Origin of the sequence: Thiorhodovibrio winogradskyi (genome assembly GCF_036208045.1) — a bacterium.
In the GTDB taxonomy this organism is placed as follows: domain Bacteria; phylum Pseudomonadota; class Gammaproteobacteria; order Chromatiales; family Chromatiaceae; genus Thiorhodovibrio; species Thiorhodovibrio winogradskyi.
This window is the reverse complement of the sequence record NZ_CP121472.1, coordinates 3,907,299-3,925,639: the sequence shown is the minus strand read 5'-3', so window position 1 is coordinate 3,925,639 and position 18,341 is coordinate 3,907,299. Positions and strand designations below refer to the sequence as shown.

The window sequence follows — 18,341 nt, the reverse complement described above, 5'->3', positions numbered from 1 at the left end:
GCGATGACTTCAGACGATCGAGCAAACTCGGCGCGCACGGCCGATCGGAAATCGGCAGACAAGTCCGGTGCCAACCAATCGCAAGAGGCGACACGAGCGGCACGGCTTAGCTTTCAACAGCGGCAAGCACTGCTCGAACTGTTTCGCGCTGGCCAGTTTGAGGTTTTGGACGCCAAGTCCGGTGAGCTGATCGCGACTTGCCCCGAGGATCCTTTCCTTTGCAAGGTTCGCGGGACCGCGCTTGCCCAGCTTGGTCAGAGCGACGCTGCGCTCTCAGTGCTGCGCAGCGCGGCATCGCTCAGCCCATTGGACCCGGAAATACCGAACACCATCGGACATGTGCTCCAGCAGCTCAATCGCCATGATGAAGCCATCGCCGCCTTCCAAAAGGCTTTGGAACTTCGACCAGACTACGCCGAGGCCCACTTCAATCTTGGCCTGCTCCTTCAGCGACGCGGCGAGCCGCGCGAGGCCGAGGCGGCTTTCAGGCGCTCGCTCAATCTCGCACCGGATCGTTGTGAGACACATTCTAAGCTTGCCACAACGCTGCGAGACCAAGGTCGTCTCCTGGATGCTGAGCAGGCATTTCGTCGAGCGCTGGAACTGGACCCCGACCACATCGAGTCGCTCAACAATCTCGGGAATTTACTGCTGGAATTGGGTCGCCCCGCCGATGGGTTGCGACAATTCGAGAAGTTAGCTGCCAAGCACCCAAGCCTCGCGGAAGTCCACAACAATCTCGGAAACGTCCACCTGGAACTGAACGATCCACAAAAAGCCGAGGCCAGCTACCGTCGCGCGCTGGCGCTAAATCCAGACCTAGCCGATGCTTGGAGCAACCTGGGAAGCTTAGTTGGTCAGCTCGGCCGCCTTGAGGAGGCTGAGGATGACCTGCGACGCGCCCTAACACTCAATCCCGCAAGCGCGAAGACCCACTATAGTCTTGGAACCATCTTCGAGCATGCCTCGACACGCGAAGATGCCGCTCAGAGCTATCGACAAGCATTAAGTTTAGCCTCCGCACCCGCCAAGGTCCAAAGTAACGCGCTTTTCAGCCTCGCTTACGGAAGCCTCGCCAGTCCGCGGGTCTTGCGGGAATGCGCCGAGAACTGGGAGCACGCGACCCTCTCCGCCATGGAGCGCGATCTTGCCCGCCAGAGAGTCTTCACTACCCCAGACCGGGCCGGCCGCTCGCTTCGGATCGGATTGCTGTCCGCCGAGTTCGGCAAGCACCCGGTCGCGAACTTTCTGCAGTCCTGGTTGCCGCATGTCGATCGCGACCGCTTTGATTTGATCATGTACCCGACGATCGATCGCGGGGAGGCGGAAGTTGGACATTTCCGGAATCTCGCCGACGCCTGGCACCCCGTCGTCGGTCTGAGCGACGAACAGGCTGCGGAGCGGATTCGCGCCGACAGAATCGATATTCTCATCGATACGAGCGGTCACACCGCTAACAACCGCTTGGGTGTCATCGCCCATCGCGCCGCGCCGGTGCAGTGCCACTATATCGGCTATTTCGGCACCACCGGTCTCACGGAAATGGACTGGCTGCTTGCCGACGCTAGCCTGTTACCCCCGCATCTCGACGAGCACTTCACCGAGAATATCTGGCGCCTCCCACGCCCCTGGTTGGCTTACCGTGCCCCAGAAGAGTTGGCAAACACTGCTTGGCAGCCGGATCCGAGCGGAACCCTGTGGCTCGGCAGCTTCAATAATCTCGATAAAGTCACGACAGAAACGCTGGGATTATGGGCGCAGGTCATGGTCGCATTGCCAGCAGGCAAGTTGCTGCTGAAACAGGCCAAGGCCGCGAATCCTGCCGTCCAGGCGCGCGTTATCAGCACCTTAGCCGCGCAGGGCATCACGGCGAACCGGATCACATTCCTACCGCCGGCTCCCTCATGGCGTGAGCACATGGCGCAATACGATCGGCTCGATATCGCCTTGGAAACGCTGCCCTACAATGGCGGCACCACGGCCTTCGAGGCGCTGTGGATGGGAGTCCCCTTGATCACTCTCGCCGGCGGAACCACCCTGAACAGCCGCCTGGGCACAGCGATCCTGAGCGGCTTTGGTCGCCGGGAGTGGATCGCCGACAATCCGGAGGACTACGTGCGCAAAGTGGTTGGCCTTGCTCGCGATCGCGACGCGCGTCTTGCGATGCGCGCGCGACAGCGCGACCAATTGCAGCACAGCCCACTGTGTGATGGCATCGGCCTAGCCCGCGCACTCGAGAGCGCCTTCGAGGACATGTTCGACCTCTGGCGAGACGGGTCAGCGAATCGGAATCAAAGATCCGCCGTCAAACCGGCGCTAGGGCCTGTCGCCGCGAGCAATAAGCCCTGCCAGCCCCGAGGACTCGATCAGGCGGACAGTAACGAGAAAGCCGACCCGGCAGCGTCATCATCAGCCGCGTACGACCATGAAACACTGCTGCGGCTTTGGGCGACCGGCCCTCTGCCGGCGCTCGAACAGGCGGCGCGCCAAGCCACCGAACAATCGCCATCCGATAGTCTGGCGTGGAAGATTCTCGGCGGTGCCTTGATCAAGCTGGGTCAACTCGAGCCAGCATGCGCCGCCCTGCAACAAGCGCTGGTGCTCGACGATCAGGACGCCGACAGCCACAGCATGCATGGGCATGTGCTCACTCGACTCGGAGCGACCCAAGCAGCGTTGACGGCATACGCCCGCGCCATCGAGCTGGCACCGCACCACACCGCCGCCTTGTTCAATCGGGGCAGCCTGCACAGTGAGATGAAGCAATGGGAGGCGGCCGAGCACGATTTCCGGCAGGTCATCGCTTTGGACGCGGATCATTCCCAAGCGCTGCTCGGTTTGGGCTTTGTCCTGAGCGCGACGGGCAGACTGCTTGAAGCCGAGTCTGTTTTGCGCTCGGCGCTGCAACCTAATCCTCGTTCACTTGATGCCCACAACCTGCTCGGCCATGTCTTGAAGGATCTCAGACGGGCGCGCGAAGCGGAAACCTGCTATCGCGCGGCATTGTCGTTGGATCCAAACAATCTCAGCGCGCTCGCCAGCCTTGGCGGACTCGGCCCCGCACTCGGCAAACTGCGGGAAGCCGAGCAGTACCTGCGCACAGCGATCGCGATCCGCGGCGACTTCCCGCAAGCGCACTGGAATCTTGGGCAAGTCTTGAGCGCGCTTGGGCAACCGCATGCGGCGGAACAATGTTTCCGGCGCGCATTGGCGATTGAGCCGGGCAACGCGCATCTGGTGAGCGACCTGCTGTTTACCACCAATTATGCCGTGACAAAGGACGCCGCTCGCCTGCGCCAGGAAGCCGAAGGCTGGGAGCGAGCCGTGCTCAGCGCCGGGGTGCGAGAAGCCGCCAAGAGACAGACCTTCACCCCATCATCCCGCGCTCATCGGCCGCTGCGTTTGGGGCTTTTGTCCGCTGAGCTCGGAGATCACTCGGTCGCGTTTTTCCTGCGGCCCTGGCTGCGGAACCTGGATCGCCAAAGATTCCAGGTCATTATGTATCCGACAAAACCTAGGCCTGAATCAGCATCTCGGGCGCTTCGAGCCCTCTCGGATGAATGGACACCTTTGATCGGACGCAGCGACGAGGATGCCGCGGCGCGCATTCGCGCCGATCGGATCGACATTCTTGTCGAGACCAGCGGCCACACCAGTTCCAATCGTCTCGGCGTGATCGCACGTCGCGCCGCTCCCGTCCAGTGTCACTACGTCGGCTATTTTGGAACCACTGGTCTGAGCGAAATGGACTGGTTCATGGCCGACGAGGTGCTGATCCCGCCGGCGCTCGAGCGGGGTTTCAGCGAGCGCATCTGGCGCCTCCCTCGGCCCTGGCTCGCCTACGACACCCCCGAGAATGCTCCCGCCCCCGACTGGCAGCCCGCGGCCGATGGTACGCTCTGGCTCGGTAGCTTCAATAACTTCAACAAAGTCCGTGACGAAAGCCTGCTACTGTGGGCGAGGGTGCTGCGGGAGTTACCCCAAGCCCGCCTGCTCCTCAAGCAACCCTTGGCAACAGATCCAATCGTTAAGCAACGCATCCGCGATACTTTATCGCGAGCAGGCCTCATCGAGGATCGGGTCGTCTTCGCTGATCCGACTGATACCTGGCAAGCGCACATGGCGCAGTACAACCGCCTGGACATCGCGCTCGATACCTATCCGCTGACCAGCGGCACCACCGCCTTCGAGACACTCTGGATGGGAGTGCCGCTGGTCACCTTGACCGGCGCCACCATGGCAGGTCGCATGAGCGCATCCATCCTGACCGGTCTCGGCCGGACAGAATGGATCGCCACCAATGAAGACGATTATGTCGCGATTGTGGTTGCGCTCGCCCAGGACATTGATCGCCGTCGCCATCTGCGCGCCGAACAGCGCGAGCGGATGTGCAACAGCCCTTTGTGCGACAGTGCCGGTTTGGCCCAGGCGCTCGCGGACGCCTTCGAGGGGATGTTCGATCACTGGTTGGAACGACAAGGCGCGCAGCCTAAGTCGATACAACTTGTCGACAGCGGAAAGCCGGAGAGCGCGGCTGACGACCCGGCCCACCATCATGTGACCGCGGCCGATGAAAACGCGGAGCTGTTGAATCGACTGTGGCACGAGGGCCGCTTCAGCGAGCTCGAGCGCGCCGCGCGAGCAGCCACCGCGCAAGCGCCCGGCAGCCCGGTCGGCTGGAAGATGCTGGGCGCCGCCCTGCTCCATGGCGGACAGCAGGCGCAAGCCATTACCGCGCTGGAGCGCGCAATCGCGCTGGATGATCGGGATGCGGACGCGCACAACCTCCTCGGTTGCGCCCTAACGAATACCGGGCAACACCAACAGGCGCGGGACGCCTTGGACAAGGCCATTGCGCTGCAACCCGAACGCGCCAGTTTTTTCCACAATCGTGGTCATGTCAGCGATCTTCTCGCGCGCAAAGAAGACGCCGAAGCGTACTATCAACGCGCGCTCGCCCTGCAACCCGACTACACCCCGGCCTGGCTCAGCCTCGGCGCCCTGTACAACGAAATCGGCCGCTATCGCGAGGCGGAAGAGTGCCTGCGCGCCGCGATCAAGCAGCAGCCAGAGTCCGCCGATGCGCACAACCTGCTCGGGCAGATCCTCAGGGAGCAGAAGGACTTCGTCGAGTCCGAATCCAGCTATCACGCCGCGCTGATCGCGAACCCAACCCACGTGCCGACGCTGTGTAATCTCGGCGGCTTGTATCGCCAATGGGGGCGGCTCGAACAGGCGGAGCGGCTATTGCGCCGCGCCATCGCCCATCAGGCGGATGACCATCGCGCCCACAATCAACGGGGCTTGATCCTGCAAGACCTCGGTCGGATTGAAGAGGCTGAAGCCTGCTTTCGCCGTGCACTCCAAATCAAGCCGCACGATGCCAATAGCTATAGCAACCTTCTGTTTACTCTCGGCTATACCGGCAGCCGCGACCCCCGGTCGTTGCGCGTGCTCGCGGAAGGCTGGGAACAAACCGTATTGAGCCCCGCCGAGCGCGACGCGGCACGCCACCGTCGCGCCAACATTAGGCCTCGCAATGGGCGGGCCTTGCGCGTCGGGCTCCTTTCCGCCGAGCTTGGCACCCATGCCGTGGCCTTTTTTCTGCGCTCCTGGATTGGCGCGCTGAACCGCGATCGGGTGCAGCTGTGGATGTATCCAACCAAGGCGCGGCCAGAAGCGGAAACCGACGACTTGCGCACCATGGCGGCGGCCTGGGTGCCCCTCGTTGGTGTCGACGACCAAGAGGCCGCGGCGCGCATTCGCGCCGATGGTATCGACATCCTGATCGACACCAGTGGCCACACCGCCGCGAATCGCCTGGGGATCGTCGCCCGCCGCGCCGCGCCGGTGCAATGTCACTACATCGGTTACTTTGGCACCACCGGACTCAGCGAGATGGATTGGTTTCTCGCCGATGCCAGCTTGATTCCCCCCCAGCTCGACGAACAATTTACCGAGGGTGTCTGGCGCCTGCCGCGTCCCTGGCTGGCCTACCAGATGCCACCCGACATCCCCGAGCCCGTCTGGCAGCCTGACCCCGACGGCACCCTCTGGCTCGGCAGCTTCAACAATCTGACCAAGGTGCGCGAGCCCACCCTGCAGCTGTGGGCAAAGGTCTTACATCAACTCCCCGAGGCAAAACTGCTGCTCAAGCAAGCGAGACACGCGGATGCCGCCACCCAGGCGCGCATTCAATCCGGCCTGACGAGCGCCGGAATCGACGGCAACCGCATTGTTTTCGTCGAGCCGACCGACTCCTGGCGCGAGCACATGCTGCAGTACAGCCGGCTGGACGTCGCTCTGGAAACAATTCCTTACAACAGCGGAACCACTGCGTTCGACGCGCTCAGCATGGGTATCCCCATCATCGCTCTAGGCGATGGTAGCTGCATGAGTGCGCGCATGGGCGCCGCGATCCTGAAAGGACTCGACCGGTCCGAGTGGATTGCCGCCGATAGCGAGCACTACGTCACAAAGGTCGTTGCCCTGGCGCGCGACCGTGATGCCCGCGAGACCCTGCGGTTCCACTTGCGCGAGCAGATGCGCGCGAGCCCCCTGTGCGATGGCGCCGGGTTGGCACGTGCGCTGGAGGATGCCTTCGAGCAGATGTTCGATCAGCGCTCGGGCGCTGACCAAGGCCCGCGGGACAGCGCAAAACCGCCTAAGACGCCCAATCATTGCCTGCCCCCCATCAAGGCGCCCGCGCCGCCGAATGTCGCGACAGCCAAAGCCAAAAAAAAGCAGCGACACCGCAAGCGCAAGTCATCGCGGCCTGGCTCAAAGAACGCGTCTATTGATCAAGCAACGCGCAACCAGTTGCTTAACCTACTCGCGCAACAGCGTTTCGCGGAGGCTGACCAGGCCACGCAAGAATTGGTCGAGCGCGCGCCAGGCGATGGTCTCGCCTGGACGCTGCGCGCCAGTGCCTTGGCCGCGCTTGGCCGGCATCAGGCGGCCCTGGCCGCCATCGAGCAAGCCATTCGCTTCGCACCCGACGACCCTGATCCCTATAACATCAAGGGCGGGATCTGGCTGACGCTTGGTGAGGCTGAAAAAGCCATCCCAGCTTTCGAGGCCGCGCTTGCACGGCGCCCGCATCACGCCAAGGCGCTCTATAACTTGGCCTGCGCCTGCCACCAACTCGGCCGGACCACCGAGGCTGAGCAGCATTACCTCGCCGCGATTGAGCAGGCCCCGCGACTGGCCAAGGCCCACAACAACTTTGGCAGTTTGCTCGTCGCGCAGGGCCGTCTCGCCGAGGCCGAGCACTGCTTGCGCCAGGCCATCGACTGCGATCCGACCCTCGTCGATGCCCATGTCAATCTCGGCAACCTTTTGGAAGAAACGAACCGTCGCCCCGAGGCGATCGCCAGTTATCAACAAGCACTTGCTTTGGACCCAAACCGGGCCTCGGCGCACTGTAACCTCGGCGTGACTCTGCGCAACCTCAACCGGCTCGAGGAATCCGAGCACTGTTATCGCCAGGCGCTCGCGCTGCGCCCCGACTATGCCGATGCCATCGGCAACCTTGCCTGGACCTTGCATTCCCAAGGGCGCTTTCGCGAGGCGCTCGATCACTACCGACGAGCGCTCAGCATCGACCCTCGCAATGGCCGCATCCACAGTAACCTGCTGTTTACGCTGAGCAGCACTGACCTCTTCTCCCCCGGCGACCTGCGTCGCGAGGCCGAGGCCTGGGAACTGGGCGTCCTGAGTGAGGCCGAGCGCCAAGCCGCCCGGCGGCAGAGGTTCGACCTTCCTGCCGCCGGATCCAAGCGCCCCTTGCGCCTGGGCATTCTATCCGCCGAGCTCGGCAAGCATCCGGTCGCGCTCTTCTTGCGGCCCTGGCTGCGCGCGCTGGATCGCGATCAAATCAGCGTGCACATGTACCCGACAAAGCACCGACTGGAAGCAGAAAGCCAATCCTTGCGCGCACTCGCCGATAGTTGGATCCCCATGATCGGACTCAGCGATCAGGACGCCGTCGCGCGCATCCGTGCCGATCACATCGACGTCCTGATCGAAACCAGCGGCCATACCGCCGATAACCGCCTGGGCGTGATCGCGCGCCGCGCCGCCCCGGTGCAATGTCATTACATTGGATACTATGGCACCACCGGCCTGACCGAGATGGATTGGTTCATCGCCGACGAGCACCTCGTCCCCCCGGCGCTTGACGCCATCTTCACCGAGCGCGTCTGGCGGTTGCCGCGTCCATGGCTGGCTTACGACATCCCCGAAGACGCGCCCGAGCCGACCCGTGCTCCAGCCGAGGACGATTCATTGTGGCTTGGTTGCTTCAATAATCTCGCCAAGGTGGGCGAGCAAAGCCTGCGCCTGTGGGCGAAAGTGCTGCAAGCCCTGCCGACGGCCAAGCTGCTGCTCAAGGATGGCAAGGCGACAGATCCGAAAACCCAAGACCGCATCCTGGCCTTTCTGGGGGCGGTTGGCGTGACAGCAGAGCGCATTCGTTTTGCCGGCACCAGCCCGAGCTGGACCGAGCACATGGCGCAATACAACCGGCTCGACATTGCTCTGGACCCCCTACCTCTCAATAGCGGCACCACCGCCTTCGATACCCTCTGGATGGGCGTGCCACTGGTGACCCTGGCCGGTGACCGCATGGGCGGGCGCATGGGTACGGCTATTCTCTCTGGCCTTGGCCAAGCGGACTGGATTGCCCATGACGAGGACGAGTATGTCGCCATCGTTGCCCGTCTAGCGCAAGCGGCGGACATGCGTCAGACTCTGCGCCATACTCAACGCCAACGCATGCAGCAAAGTCCGCTGTGCGATGGTGGGGGGTTAGCCAGTGCCTTGGAGCACGCCTTTTTTCGGATGCTGGCCGAAGCAATGGACCTCGACAACAACTGAATGGCGCTTTGCTGGCCGCCCGAAGACTCACGGCGCAATCAAACTGGAACCCGACATGCAGCCACGCACCAATCGAATTCGCAACCCGGATACTGTAACGTCTTTTTGTGCGCCAGAGCCAATCATGCGCCTCGCGGAAGCCCGGACCCGCGTATCCGCCGCCTTGAGCCGCTGGAAGACCGACGATCCGAGCCTTGCCAACCGCGTTGCCGATGCAATCGCCCAGGAATTTCCCGACCAGGCGCCGCCCGATTCCTTTTGGGACACGGCATCGTCATCCGCTTTTCGCGATTTCTTCGTCTGGGGCCACGATCACGACTTTGGCTGTGGGCGTGTTCGAACTGGGGCCATGTCCACGCGCCACCTGGAAATTACGGCGGAGGCGATGCAGCACGGTCTTCTTCCGGCGGATCTATCCGGCGCGGGAGTCCTGGACGTCGGTTGCTGGAGCGGAGGCGATGCCCTGGTGCTCGAAGGTCTGGGCGCGCGAGTGACCGCGATCGAGGAGCACCCCATCGCCGCCAAGGCCGCCAAGCGGCTGTTTGAGCTGATTGGTTCCAGTACCCAGGTGATCGAATCCAGCCTCTACGCCGAGCGCGGCGACTGGGCTCAATCTTTCGACCAAGTCTATTGCTCTGGCGTCATCTACCATGTGACCGACCCCTTGCTCTTTACGCGTATCCTGTTCGCTTACTTGAAACCGGGCGGCAGCTTGCTGCTCGAGACCAAAGCGCTCACCGGTGCGGACGGACTCTGCGATTACTCCGGCACCATGGAAAAGGGTTGGAATTGGTATGCTCCGGATGAGATCGTGCTCGGCCGCTGGCTTGTAGATGCGGGATTCGATCCGGCGCAAGTCCAAGTGCTGCGCCGCGCTAACGGTCGCTTGCTCGGGTGGGCTAGAAAAATGGCCCCTTCTGCGCTTCGGGAGACGGCAGGGTTTTCGCGACCCGGGAGTTGGCTGGAGCAAGAGGTTTGATGGCGATGCAGCAGGCTGCCAACCATTCACACGTCATCATTCAGGCCGAGGGAGTATGCGAGATACCGGAGAGCACCGTCATCGGTGCTGGCTGCGTCCTCCATGTCGGCCGAGAGGGCAGGCTGCAAATCGGCGAATGCAACCGCTTCGCCCCCAATGTCAGCCTTCATATCGCGCACGGCTGGATGGTCACCGGTAAGGATGTTTCCTTTGGCGCTGGCTGTCAGATCTCCGAGCCATGGGGAGGAATAGCAATCGGCGACGACTGTCAGATTTCCAGCGGCGTGCTGATCGGCGGCCAGCCTCGGGGTCCGGTTCATCCTGAGCACGAGGATAGTCTCCAGCCACTCGATCACCAACAAATCAGAATCGAAGATGGGGCATGGATTGGTATGGGCGCCATCATTCACCCAGGTGTTACCATCGGCGCCCATGCGATCGTCGGCAGTGGCTCTGTCGTGACCCGCAGCATACCGCCGAACACAGTAGCTTGGGGCTCTCCCTGTCGCGTTCGTCGCATGCGACACGGCTCCGGGCTTTTCGGTCCAACAACCGATGGGACGGTTCGACTGCACATTGGCTGCGGATCTCGCTATATCCCGGGCTTCTTTCATTTGGATGCGCAGCCCTACCCGCATGTTGATCTGGTCACCGATGTCGCGCGACTCGATGAGATTCCCGACGCGACGGCGGATCTGATCTACGCCTCCCATGTGCTCGAGCACTTCGGCCGCTGGGAATTCCGTGCCACGCTCGCGGAATGGCGACGGGTGTTGAAGCCTGGCGGTCGCCTGCGACTCTCGGTGCCGGACTTCGCGGTCTGCGCCAAGCTCTACTACGAGCGCGGCCTTGCGGATGGACTGAACGGCTTGATCGGCCTCGTCTGTGGGGGGCAGCGAGATGAATACGACTTTCACCGCATGATCTTCGACGAGCCCTTTCTGACCCATGAGCTCCAGGGTCTCGGCTTCCGCCATATTCACCGCTGGAACTGGCGGGAGACTGAGCACGCCGACGTCGACGATTACTCCCAGGCTCATCTGCCGCATCTGGATAAGGAGACCGGCACCCTGGTGAGCCTCAATCTGGAGGCCACCCGATGACCGAGGGCTGGATTCCGTCCGAGCGCGGCTACCTGATCGACGATCTCTGTCGCAATCTCGCCCGCGTCTCGGCGAACGAAGGCTGGTTTCGCCAAATCTGGCTTGGCGTCGAGCTCTGGCAGATGCCGGAGGATCTCATCCGCCTGCAAGCCCTGATCTGGGACGTCAAGCCGGACTGGATCGTGGAGACCGGCACCAAGTTTGGGGGGTCCGCTATTTTCTTCGCCTCCCTGTTACAGCTTAGCGGCGGGCGGCCGGACGCCGGGGTGGTGTCGGTCGATGTGCGATTATCGGACGAGGTGCGCGATCAGATCGCGCGGCATCCGCAGGGCGGCCGGGTGCGTGCCTTGATCGAGGGCGATGCCGCCGATCCGGCGGTGATCGCCGAAATTGCCGCGCAGCTCGAGAGCAGCCCCGGTCGCGTGCTGGTCTTCCTCGACGATAATCATAACGCCGACCATGTCTACCAGGAGATGATCGGGTACGCCCCCCTGGTCTCCGTGGGCAGTTATCTGGTGGTCGCCGACACCGTGTTCGCGGATTTGGCAGGCACGCCGGTTGGCCAAACCACCGAGAAATACCCCGACGTTGCCCGCTCCAACCCCCGCGTTGCCATCGAGCGCTTTCTCGCCGAGCGGGGCGATTTTGAACGCAAACCTGCGCCGATCCCCCATGGTCCAGGCAACTTTCTCGATGCCTTCTTGCAGCGTGTTTGTTGAGCCGGCAGCGCGACCGGGCTGGTCGCTCGACACCGTGCTTTTGGCTAGGCGGATGGGAGCGCAACATGGCCTTAAGTCTGCAACCCGCCCGCCGATAAACTTCCTGAACGAAGCACATTGAGGCCGGCCCCAACGGCTGAGCTCCTGACCTGGACGCCGAACAGTCCGTCCAAGCAGCGAGCCCCACCGGAGGATCCATCGGCCCAAGACCTGCGATACAGCGGCCGATGACGAGTCTCGACAGCTCGTAGCGGCTCATCACGGCAAGCACCAACATGGAGAGCCATCATGCCCCAAGTCATCAACACGAACGTCGCATCACTCAATGCCCAGCGCAATCTGAACAAATCCCAGGAGATGATGAACCAGGTCATGGCGCGTTTGTCCTCCGGCCTGCGCATCAACAGCGCCAAGGACGACGCCGCCGGTATGGCGATTTCGGATCGTTTCACCTCCCAGATCAAAGGCATCAACCAGGCCACCCGCAACGCCAACGACGGCATTTCCATGTCCCAGGTCGCCGAGGGCGCCATGGGCGAGATGAACACCAACCTGCAGCGTCTGCGTGAATTGTCCATTCAGTCCGCCAATGCCACCAATAGCGCCAGCGACCGCAAGGCGCTAAACGAGGAAGCCCAACAGCTGATAGCCGAGATCGGCCGCATCTCCGAGCAGACCGAGTTCAACGGTACCAAACTGCTCGATGGCACCATGGACAAGCAAATTTTCCAGATTGGCGCCAATGCTGGCCAAACCTTCGAGATGTCCATCGGCAAGATGAGCACCGATAAACTCGGCGGCGGGGAAGCCGCCACCGCGAGTGCCGTCGGCAGCGACAATGCCCTGGCTTCCGGCGATTTACTGATCAACGGTGTGGCCATCAGCGGCTCATCGGCATCCGACGACACGGCATCCACCGATGCAGCGGCCTCCAGCTCGATCGCCAAGGTCGCGGCCATCAACAAACATACTGCCGAGACCGGCGTCGTCGCGACAGTCAATGCAACCGTCGCCGCGGGCTCCAAGCAAGAGCTACCCAGCTCGGCAACCAACGGTACTATTACTATCAATGGCGTCACCACCGAGAACATCGGCATCGGTGCCGGCGATGCGGAAGGTAACCGCAAGGCGGTCATTGAGGCGGTCAACGCCATCTCCGGCGAGACCGGCGTTACCGCCGTTGATACCGGGCGTGCGGAAACCGGTATCAATTTGGTGGCGGCGGATGGACGTAACATTGAGATTTCTTTCGATACGCTGACCTCGGCGAACACTGGTGTCGCTGCCGCGGACACCTATGAAGGTGGCTATAACCTTCGGTCGGTTGACAGCACCCCGATCTCCATTACCGCTGGAACCGGTGACATCGCCAATGCCGGCCTAGCCGAAGGTGTCTACCAGGCCAATACCGCGACCGTCTCCTCGCTGACGCGGCAAAGCGATTCGGCCTTTGTCGGCACTGGCGACATTTCAAGCGGCGCTGATCTATCTGGCGCCAACGCCCATACCTTCGACATCTCGCTGTCCGGCGGTGACGCCGTGACCGTGGTTCTTGATACGGACATGTCCGCCGACCAGACTGATCTTGTCGATGGCTTGCAAACTGCCATCGACGACGCGATCGGCAGTGGCATCGTCACCGTCGGCTTCAGTGACGATACCGGAGACGACGCCATCAAGCATCTCACGCTCATGTCCAATGAGCGGGTCGAGATCACTAATGTCGGTGCGATCGATGGGGGTACTGATGATGCGCTGCTCACGGCGCTCGAAGGCGCCGAGTTCGGCGGCCCAGACGCGCTGCGCGAAGGCGACTTAGTGATCAATGGCGTCGCTATCCAGGCGGCCAAGGCCTCGGACGACACCTTCTCCAACTCGGACGCCGTTAGCAGCAACAAGGCCGCAAGCGGTATCGCGGTCGCCGCCGCCATTAACGCCTCATCGGCCGAAACCGGCGTCACCGCCACGGTGCAAGCCACCGAAGTCGATGGCGGTTCCGGGACCGCTAGCACGGCAACCGACCGCGCCGGCGTGCAAGGGGCCGTCTACATCAACGGCGGGGTCTTCTCGATGACCTTGACCGACGATGCCGAGAAGGACCGTGCCACGGCGCTGGCGGAGATCAACGCCATCTCTGGCAAGACCGGCGTCACCGCCGAGGACACCGGCACCGGCCTGAAGCTCACCGCCGCCGATGGGCGCAACATCTCCATCGTCATCGACACCAACGCCGAGGCTAATGCCGGCTCGCTTTCCGATGGCGGTCTGAACAAATCCATCGATTTCTCCGGGGTGGAGATTGGCCTGGATGCCAGCCAAGACGGTATTGTCGAATATGACGTCACGGCCATGCTAAATGGCGTCGTCACCGGTAACTCGACCGTTACGCCGCTGGATATCGAAGCGTCGGACTACACAGAATTGGCAAACCGACTCGCAACAACCACAACATCTAAGGTCACCCTGAGCGCGGCCGGCCAATTCACCGTGGCCGCTGGTCAGAACGGCTCGGCTGAGCTCGAGGCGATGGGCTTCCAGGTCGGCACCTTCGGCGGCACCGATGGTGGGCAGTTCTTGAAGGATATCGACATCTCCACGGTGGAGGGCGCGACCAAGGCGCTGGAGGCGGTCGACAATGCCCTCTCGACCATCAACAGCGAGCGCGGTAACCTCGGTGCGGTGCAGAACCGGCTGACCTCGACCATCTCGGCCTTGTCCATCACCTCGGAGAACCTGAGCGCCTCGCGCAGCCGCATCCAGGATGCTGACTTCGCGGCCGAGACGGCGCAGCTCAGCAAGCTGCAGGTGATGCAACAGGCGGGTGTGGCCATGTTGTCCCAGGCCAATGCCTCGACGCAGAACGTGCTGTCGCTGCTGAGATAGGCTAGGCTTTGACTAGCGCATGATGGGCGGGTGGTGGGCCGGTGCAAGGCCGGCCCACCCGCTAACTCCAGACTGGAGTTCTTTACCGAGGACTTAATCATGGAAACCTTGCAAGGCTTAACCGGTCTGACGTCGCCGAACCCCATGCCAAGGCGCGACACCTCGGACCAAAGCACCAAAGGAGCCGCGCCAACGGAGATGCAACCACCGGCCAACAGCGCGGCCTCAGCCGCGCCCCAAGTGGTGATGCAGCCGGGCGAGAGTGGCAAGACCAACACCGAGCATCGCGGCCAGAATGATCAGCCTCCGCCGCGCGAGGAACTCGAAGGCGCGGTGCAGCAGATCAACAAGTTCGTCGAATCCATGCAGCGCTCGCTGGAATTCGCGCTCGATGAAGAAGGCGAGCAGATGGTGGTGAAGATCAAGGACGCCGACGGCGAGGTGGTCAAGCAGTTGCCGCCCGAGTCGGTGTTGGAACTCAGACGCCGTTTGACGGAAGTCGAAGGCATGATTTTCAAGGATCCGGAGGGATTCTTGGTCAAGGATCAGGCTTAGAATCCGCGCCCCCGCGTGGGCGCGCGGAGGTCAGCCTGACGCAGCAGCAACGGAGGATTTACCATGGCAACCATTACATCGACCGGCCTCGGCTCGGGCGTTGAAGTCAATAGCATTGTTCCACAGCTGGTTGCCGCCGAGCGCAAGCCGACCGAGACCCGCCTGGATCGGCAGGAAGCGGAGCTGCAGGCGAAGGTTTCCACCTGGGGCACCATCAAGAGCGCGTTCTCTGAGTTCCAGAACAGCCTGTCCGCGCTCAAGCTGCCGAACACCTTCCAGAAGGTCGCCGCCAGCTCTAGCGACGAGGGCGCACTCGGTGTATCGGCGGCGGCCAATGCCGATGTCGGCCGCTATGCCATCGAGGTGGAAAAGCTCGCGCAGAATCACACCCTCGCCTCCATGCGTTTCAGTGATCCGACCGACACCGTCGGCAGCGGGACGCTGACGCTCAAATTCGGCACCACGGACTATGATGCCGGCACCGACACCTATAACGATTTTACACAAAACCCGGATTCGTCCACCGCCACCATTATTATCGACTCGTCCAACAACACGCTGAACGGCCTGCGCGACGCCATCAACGAGGCCGGCATCGGCGTGCAGGCGAGCATTATCAACGATGGCGATGGCTATCGGCTGGTGATGAACACCGAGGACGGTGGCGCGGACAACAGCCTGCAGATCAGTGTGGCCGACAGCGACGGCAATCACACCGACACCACGGGCCTGTCGGCGCTGGCCTTCAACGCCAGCGCGACCAACATGGATCAGACCCTCGCCGCCCAGGATGCCGAGATGCTGATCAACGGCCTGCGGGTGACCAGCGACAGCAATACGGTCACCAGCGCGCTTAAAGGGGTCACGCTCAATCTGAATGCCGCCCAGGATGGCAAGGTGATCCAGGTCAACCTGAGCAAGGACAGCAGCGCGGCGACCTCGGCGCTCGAGAACTTTATCACCAAGTTCAATGAGCTGAACGACACCGTCAGCTCGGCCGCGGACTATGATCCGGCCACCGGCGTCGGCGGCATCCTGCAAAGCGATGCCCTGGTGCGCGGCGCCATGTCGCAGGTGCGCATGCAGCTGATGTCGGCGGTCGAGGGGCTGAACGGCTCGGTTCGCAGCCTGGTCGATATTGGTATCCGCACCCAGGCCGACGGCACACTGAAGTTCGACAGCGACAAATTCAAGAGCGCCATGCAGGCGGACCCGACCGGGGTCGCCGGGCTGTTCGCGTCCCAGGGGACGACCTCCGACAGCGGCATCCGCTATCAGGCTAGCACGGCGGACACCCAGGTGGGCAGCTACGCCGTAGAGATCACCCAGATGGCGACCCAGGGCCGCTTCGAGGGCGGCACCCTGCTCAGCACCGTGGTCGACGCGAGCAACGATAGCTTCAAGATCAATGTCGACGGTACCGAGTCCGGCGCCATTACGCTGACGCAGGGAACCTACACGACGGCGGAACTGGTCGCCGAGTTGCAGACCCGCATCAATGGCGACAGCGCCCTGAGCGCGGCCGGTGTCAGTGTCGACGTCAGCTTTAATGCCGGCGACAACCGCTTGGAAATGACCTCCAAGCAATACGGCGCGGTCGCGGGTATTGCCTTGCTCGATGTCGAGGGCAGCGGCCTTGGCCTGGACGACGGCCTCGGCTATGCCGGGCAGGATGTGGCCGGCACCGTCGGTGGCTACGCGGCCACTGGCAACGGCCAGGCGCTGACGGTGACCGAGGGGGAGGCCAAGGGCCTGTCGGTGACGGCCGAGAGCGGAGCCACGGGCTCACGCGGCAGCGTGAACTTTAGCCGTGGCATGATGCAAGGGCTCGATCAAATCCTGAGCGGCCTGTTGAGCACCGGCGGCACCATCAACGCCCGCACCGAGGGGCTGCAGCGCAGCCTGAGCAAAATTGGCGAGGACCGCGCGGCGCTGGATATGAAGATGGAGAAATACGAGGCGCGGCTGTTCCAGCAATTCAACGCCATGGACCTGGTGGTCGCTCAGTTTAAGTCCACCAGCAGTTATCTGACACAACAGATGACCGCCATGCCCTATGCCAACCTGGGCAACAATTAACCGCCTGGTTGGGTGAGCGCGCGCGCCATGGGCACTGCAGGAACCCATTCCGAGCCCGCCGAACGCACCCTTGAGCGGGTGATGACGTTGACGCGGGATCTGCTCGAGCGCGCGCAAGCCGGTGACTGGGAGGATTTTCCCGAACGGCAAGCGCGGCGCGATGCCGCGCTGCATGCGCTGCTCGACCCGGAACCCCGGCTTCCAGCGGAGCGCCTGCGCGAACCTCTCGCCGAGCTGCAGGCGATGGACCGGCAGTTGATCGCGCTCACGGAGAGCCAGCGCGACAGGCTGCAACAGGAACTTTTGCAGCTGATGCGCGGGCGCAAGTCGGCTCGCGCCTATCTTGGACAATAATGACAGGCTTTACCTAGAGGGAAGGGGGCAACAATGGGCGATACATCTTGCTTGAAAACTTGGGCAGGCTTCGCTTTGCCAAACCGACCCGGTACCCCGGATGGCCGGCGCGCGCGCGGCGAGACGCTGCTGCTCGCGGAGTATTACCAGCGGATTCGCCGGCACATTGATTGGCAGCTCGACTGGGATGCTCCAGATGACCCGGCGGCTTTTACGATCCTGGTAACGGATCGGCAAGGGACTCGGGTTGTGCGTCAACTGAGCGGGCGCGATGCGATGGCGTGCTTGCGGGCGGCCAACTAATTTTCAATTGCTGCTGTCTTATCCCCAAAGGGCCGATTTAAGCTATTATGTACGCCATGCGCAAAGAAATTAACAGCTATCGAGAGTCTGGCCAGCTGGCGGAGGTGTTGGACGCGGATCCTCACCGCCTGATTCAAATGTTGCTAGACGCCACGCTGGAGAGTATTGCCGTTGCCAGTGGCGCGATGAAGGCGAGCAATTACAAGCTCAAGGGTGAGCAACTCGGCCGGGCTATCTCCATTATCAACAATCTGGCCGCGATTCTCGACTACGAAAAGGGCGGGGATCTTGCCGCCCAGCTTGGCTCTCTGTACGACTACATGATCCGCCGGTTGCTCGAGGGGAGCGCCGCCAATGATGTGGAAGCGCTCGCCGAGGTGGCCCGCCTGATGCGGGAAATCAAGTCCGGCTGGGATGCGGTGCCAGAGCAATTACGTTTAATGGGCAAGAGCACCGCGGCACCGGCCACCTAGCCCCTGTCAGCCCCCT

At 62.5% G+C, this 18,341-nt stretch carries 10 protein-coding genes and 1 pseudogene; all 11 read left to right on the top strand.

The window, feature by feature from the left end:
- Positions 1–3: 3 nt before the first annotated feature.
- The 11 genes and pseudogenes from Thiowin_RS17940 (at position 4) to fliS (ending at position 18,325) form a co-directional block, all read left to right on the top strand.
- Positions 4–8,877, top strand: coding sequence for an O-linked N-acetylglucosamine transferase family protein (locus Thiowin_RS17940; protein ID WP_328984332.1), 8,874 nt, complete (start codon positions 4–6; stop codon positions 8,875–8,877).
- A 124-nt stretch (positions 8,878–9,001) separates the two neighbouring features.
- Positions 9,002–9,856 carry a class I SAM-dependent methyltransferase gene (locus Thiowin_RS17935; RefSeq protein ID WP_328984331.1) on the top strand — a complete coding sequence of 285 codons (855 nt, stop codon included), beginning with the start codon at positions 9,002–9,004 and terminating at the stop codon, positions 9,854–9,856.
- Positions 9,856–10,278: pseudogene (locus Thiowin_RS17930) on the top strand (acyltransferase); the annotation flags it as partial. The gene Thiowin_RS17935 and the pseudogene Thiowin_RS17930, both read left to right, overlap by 1 nt.
- Positions 10,279–10,374: 96 nt before the next feature.
- On the top strand, positions 10,375–10,959 hold the full coding sequence (locus Thiowin_RS17925; RefSeq protein ID WP_328988120.1) for a class I SAM-dependent methyltransferase: 585 nt from the start codon (positions 10,375–10,377) through the stop codon (positions 10,957–10,959).
- Positions 10,956–11,678: a CmcI family methyltransferase gene (locus Thiowin_RS17920; RefSeq protein WP_328984330.1), complete on the top strand. Its 723-nt coding sequence runs from the start codon at positions 10,956–10,958 to the stop codon at positions 11,676–11,678. The genes Thiowin_RS17925 and Thiowin_RS17920 overlap by 4 nt, the downstream gene beginning before the upstream one ends.
- A gap of 288 nt (positions 11,679–11,966) precedes the next feature.
- Positions 11,967–14,561 carry a flagellin N-terminal helical domain-containing protein gene (locus Thiowin_RS17915; protein WP_328984329.1) on the top strand — a complete coding sequence of 865 codons (2,595 nt, stop codon included), beginning with the start codon at positions 11,967–11,969 and terminating at the stop codon, positions 14,559–14,561.
- A gap of 99 nt (positions 14,562–14,660) precedes the next feature.
- Complete coding sequence (locus Thiowin_RS17910) at positions 14,661–15,116, top strand: flagellar protein FlaG (RefSeq protein ID WP_328984328.1); 456 nt, start codon at positions 14,661–14,663, stop codon at positions 15,114–15,116.
- 63 nt (positions 15,117–15,179) lie between these two features.
- A complete protein-coding gene (gene fliD, locus Thiowin_RS17905; RefSeq protein WP_328984327.1) occupies positions 15,180–17,195 on the top strand; it encodes a flagellar filament capping protein FliD in 2,016 nt (671 codons plus the stop codon).
- Between the two features lie 27 nt (positions 17,196–17,222).
- Complete coding sequence (locus Thiowin_RS17900; protein ID WP_328984326.1) at positions 17,223–17,549, top strand: flagellar protein FliT; 327 nt, start codon at positions 17,223–17,225, stop codon at positions 17,547–17,549.
- Positions 17,550–17,624: 75 nt separating this feature from the next.
- Positions 17,625–17,852 (top strand): hypothetical protein, encoded by a 228-nt coding sequence (locus Thiowin_RS17895; protein WP_328984325.1) that lies wholly within the window; start codon positions 17,625–17,627, stop codon positions 17,850–17,852.
- A gap of 47 nt (positions 17,853–17,899) precedes the next feature.
- Positions 17,900–18,325 (top strand): flagellar export chaperone FliS, encoded by a 426-nt coding sequence (gene fliS / locus Thiowin_RS17890; protein WP_328984324.1) that lies wholly within the window; start codon positions 17,900–17,902, stop codon positions 18,323–18,325.
- Positions 18,326–18,341 lie beyond the last annotated feature (16 nt).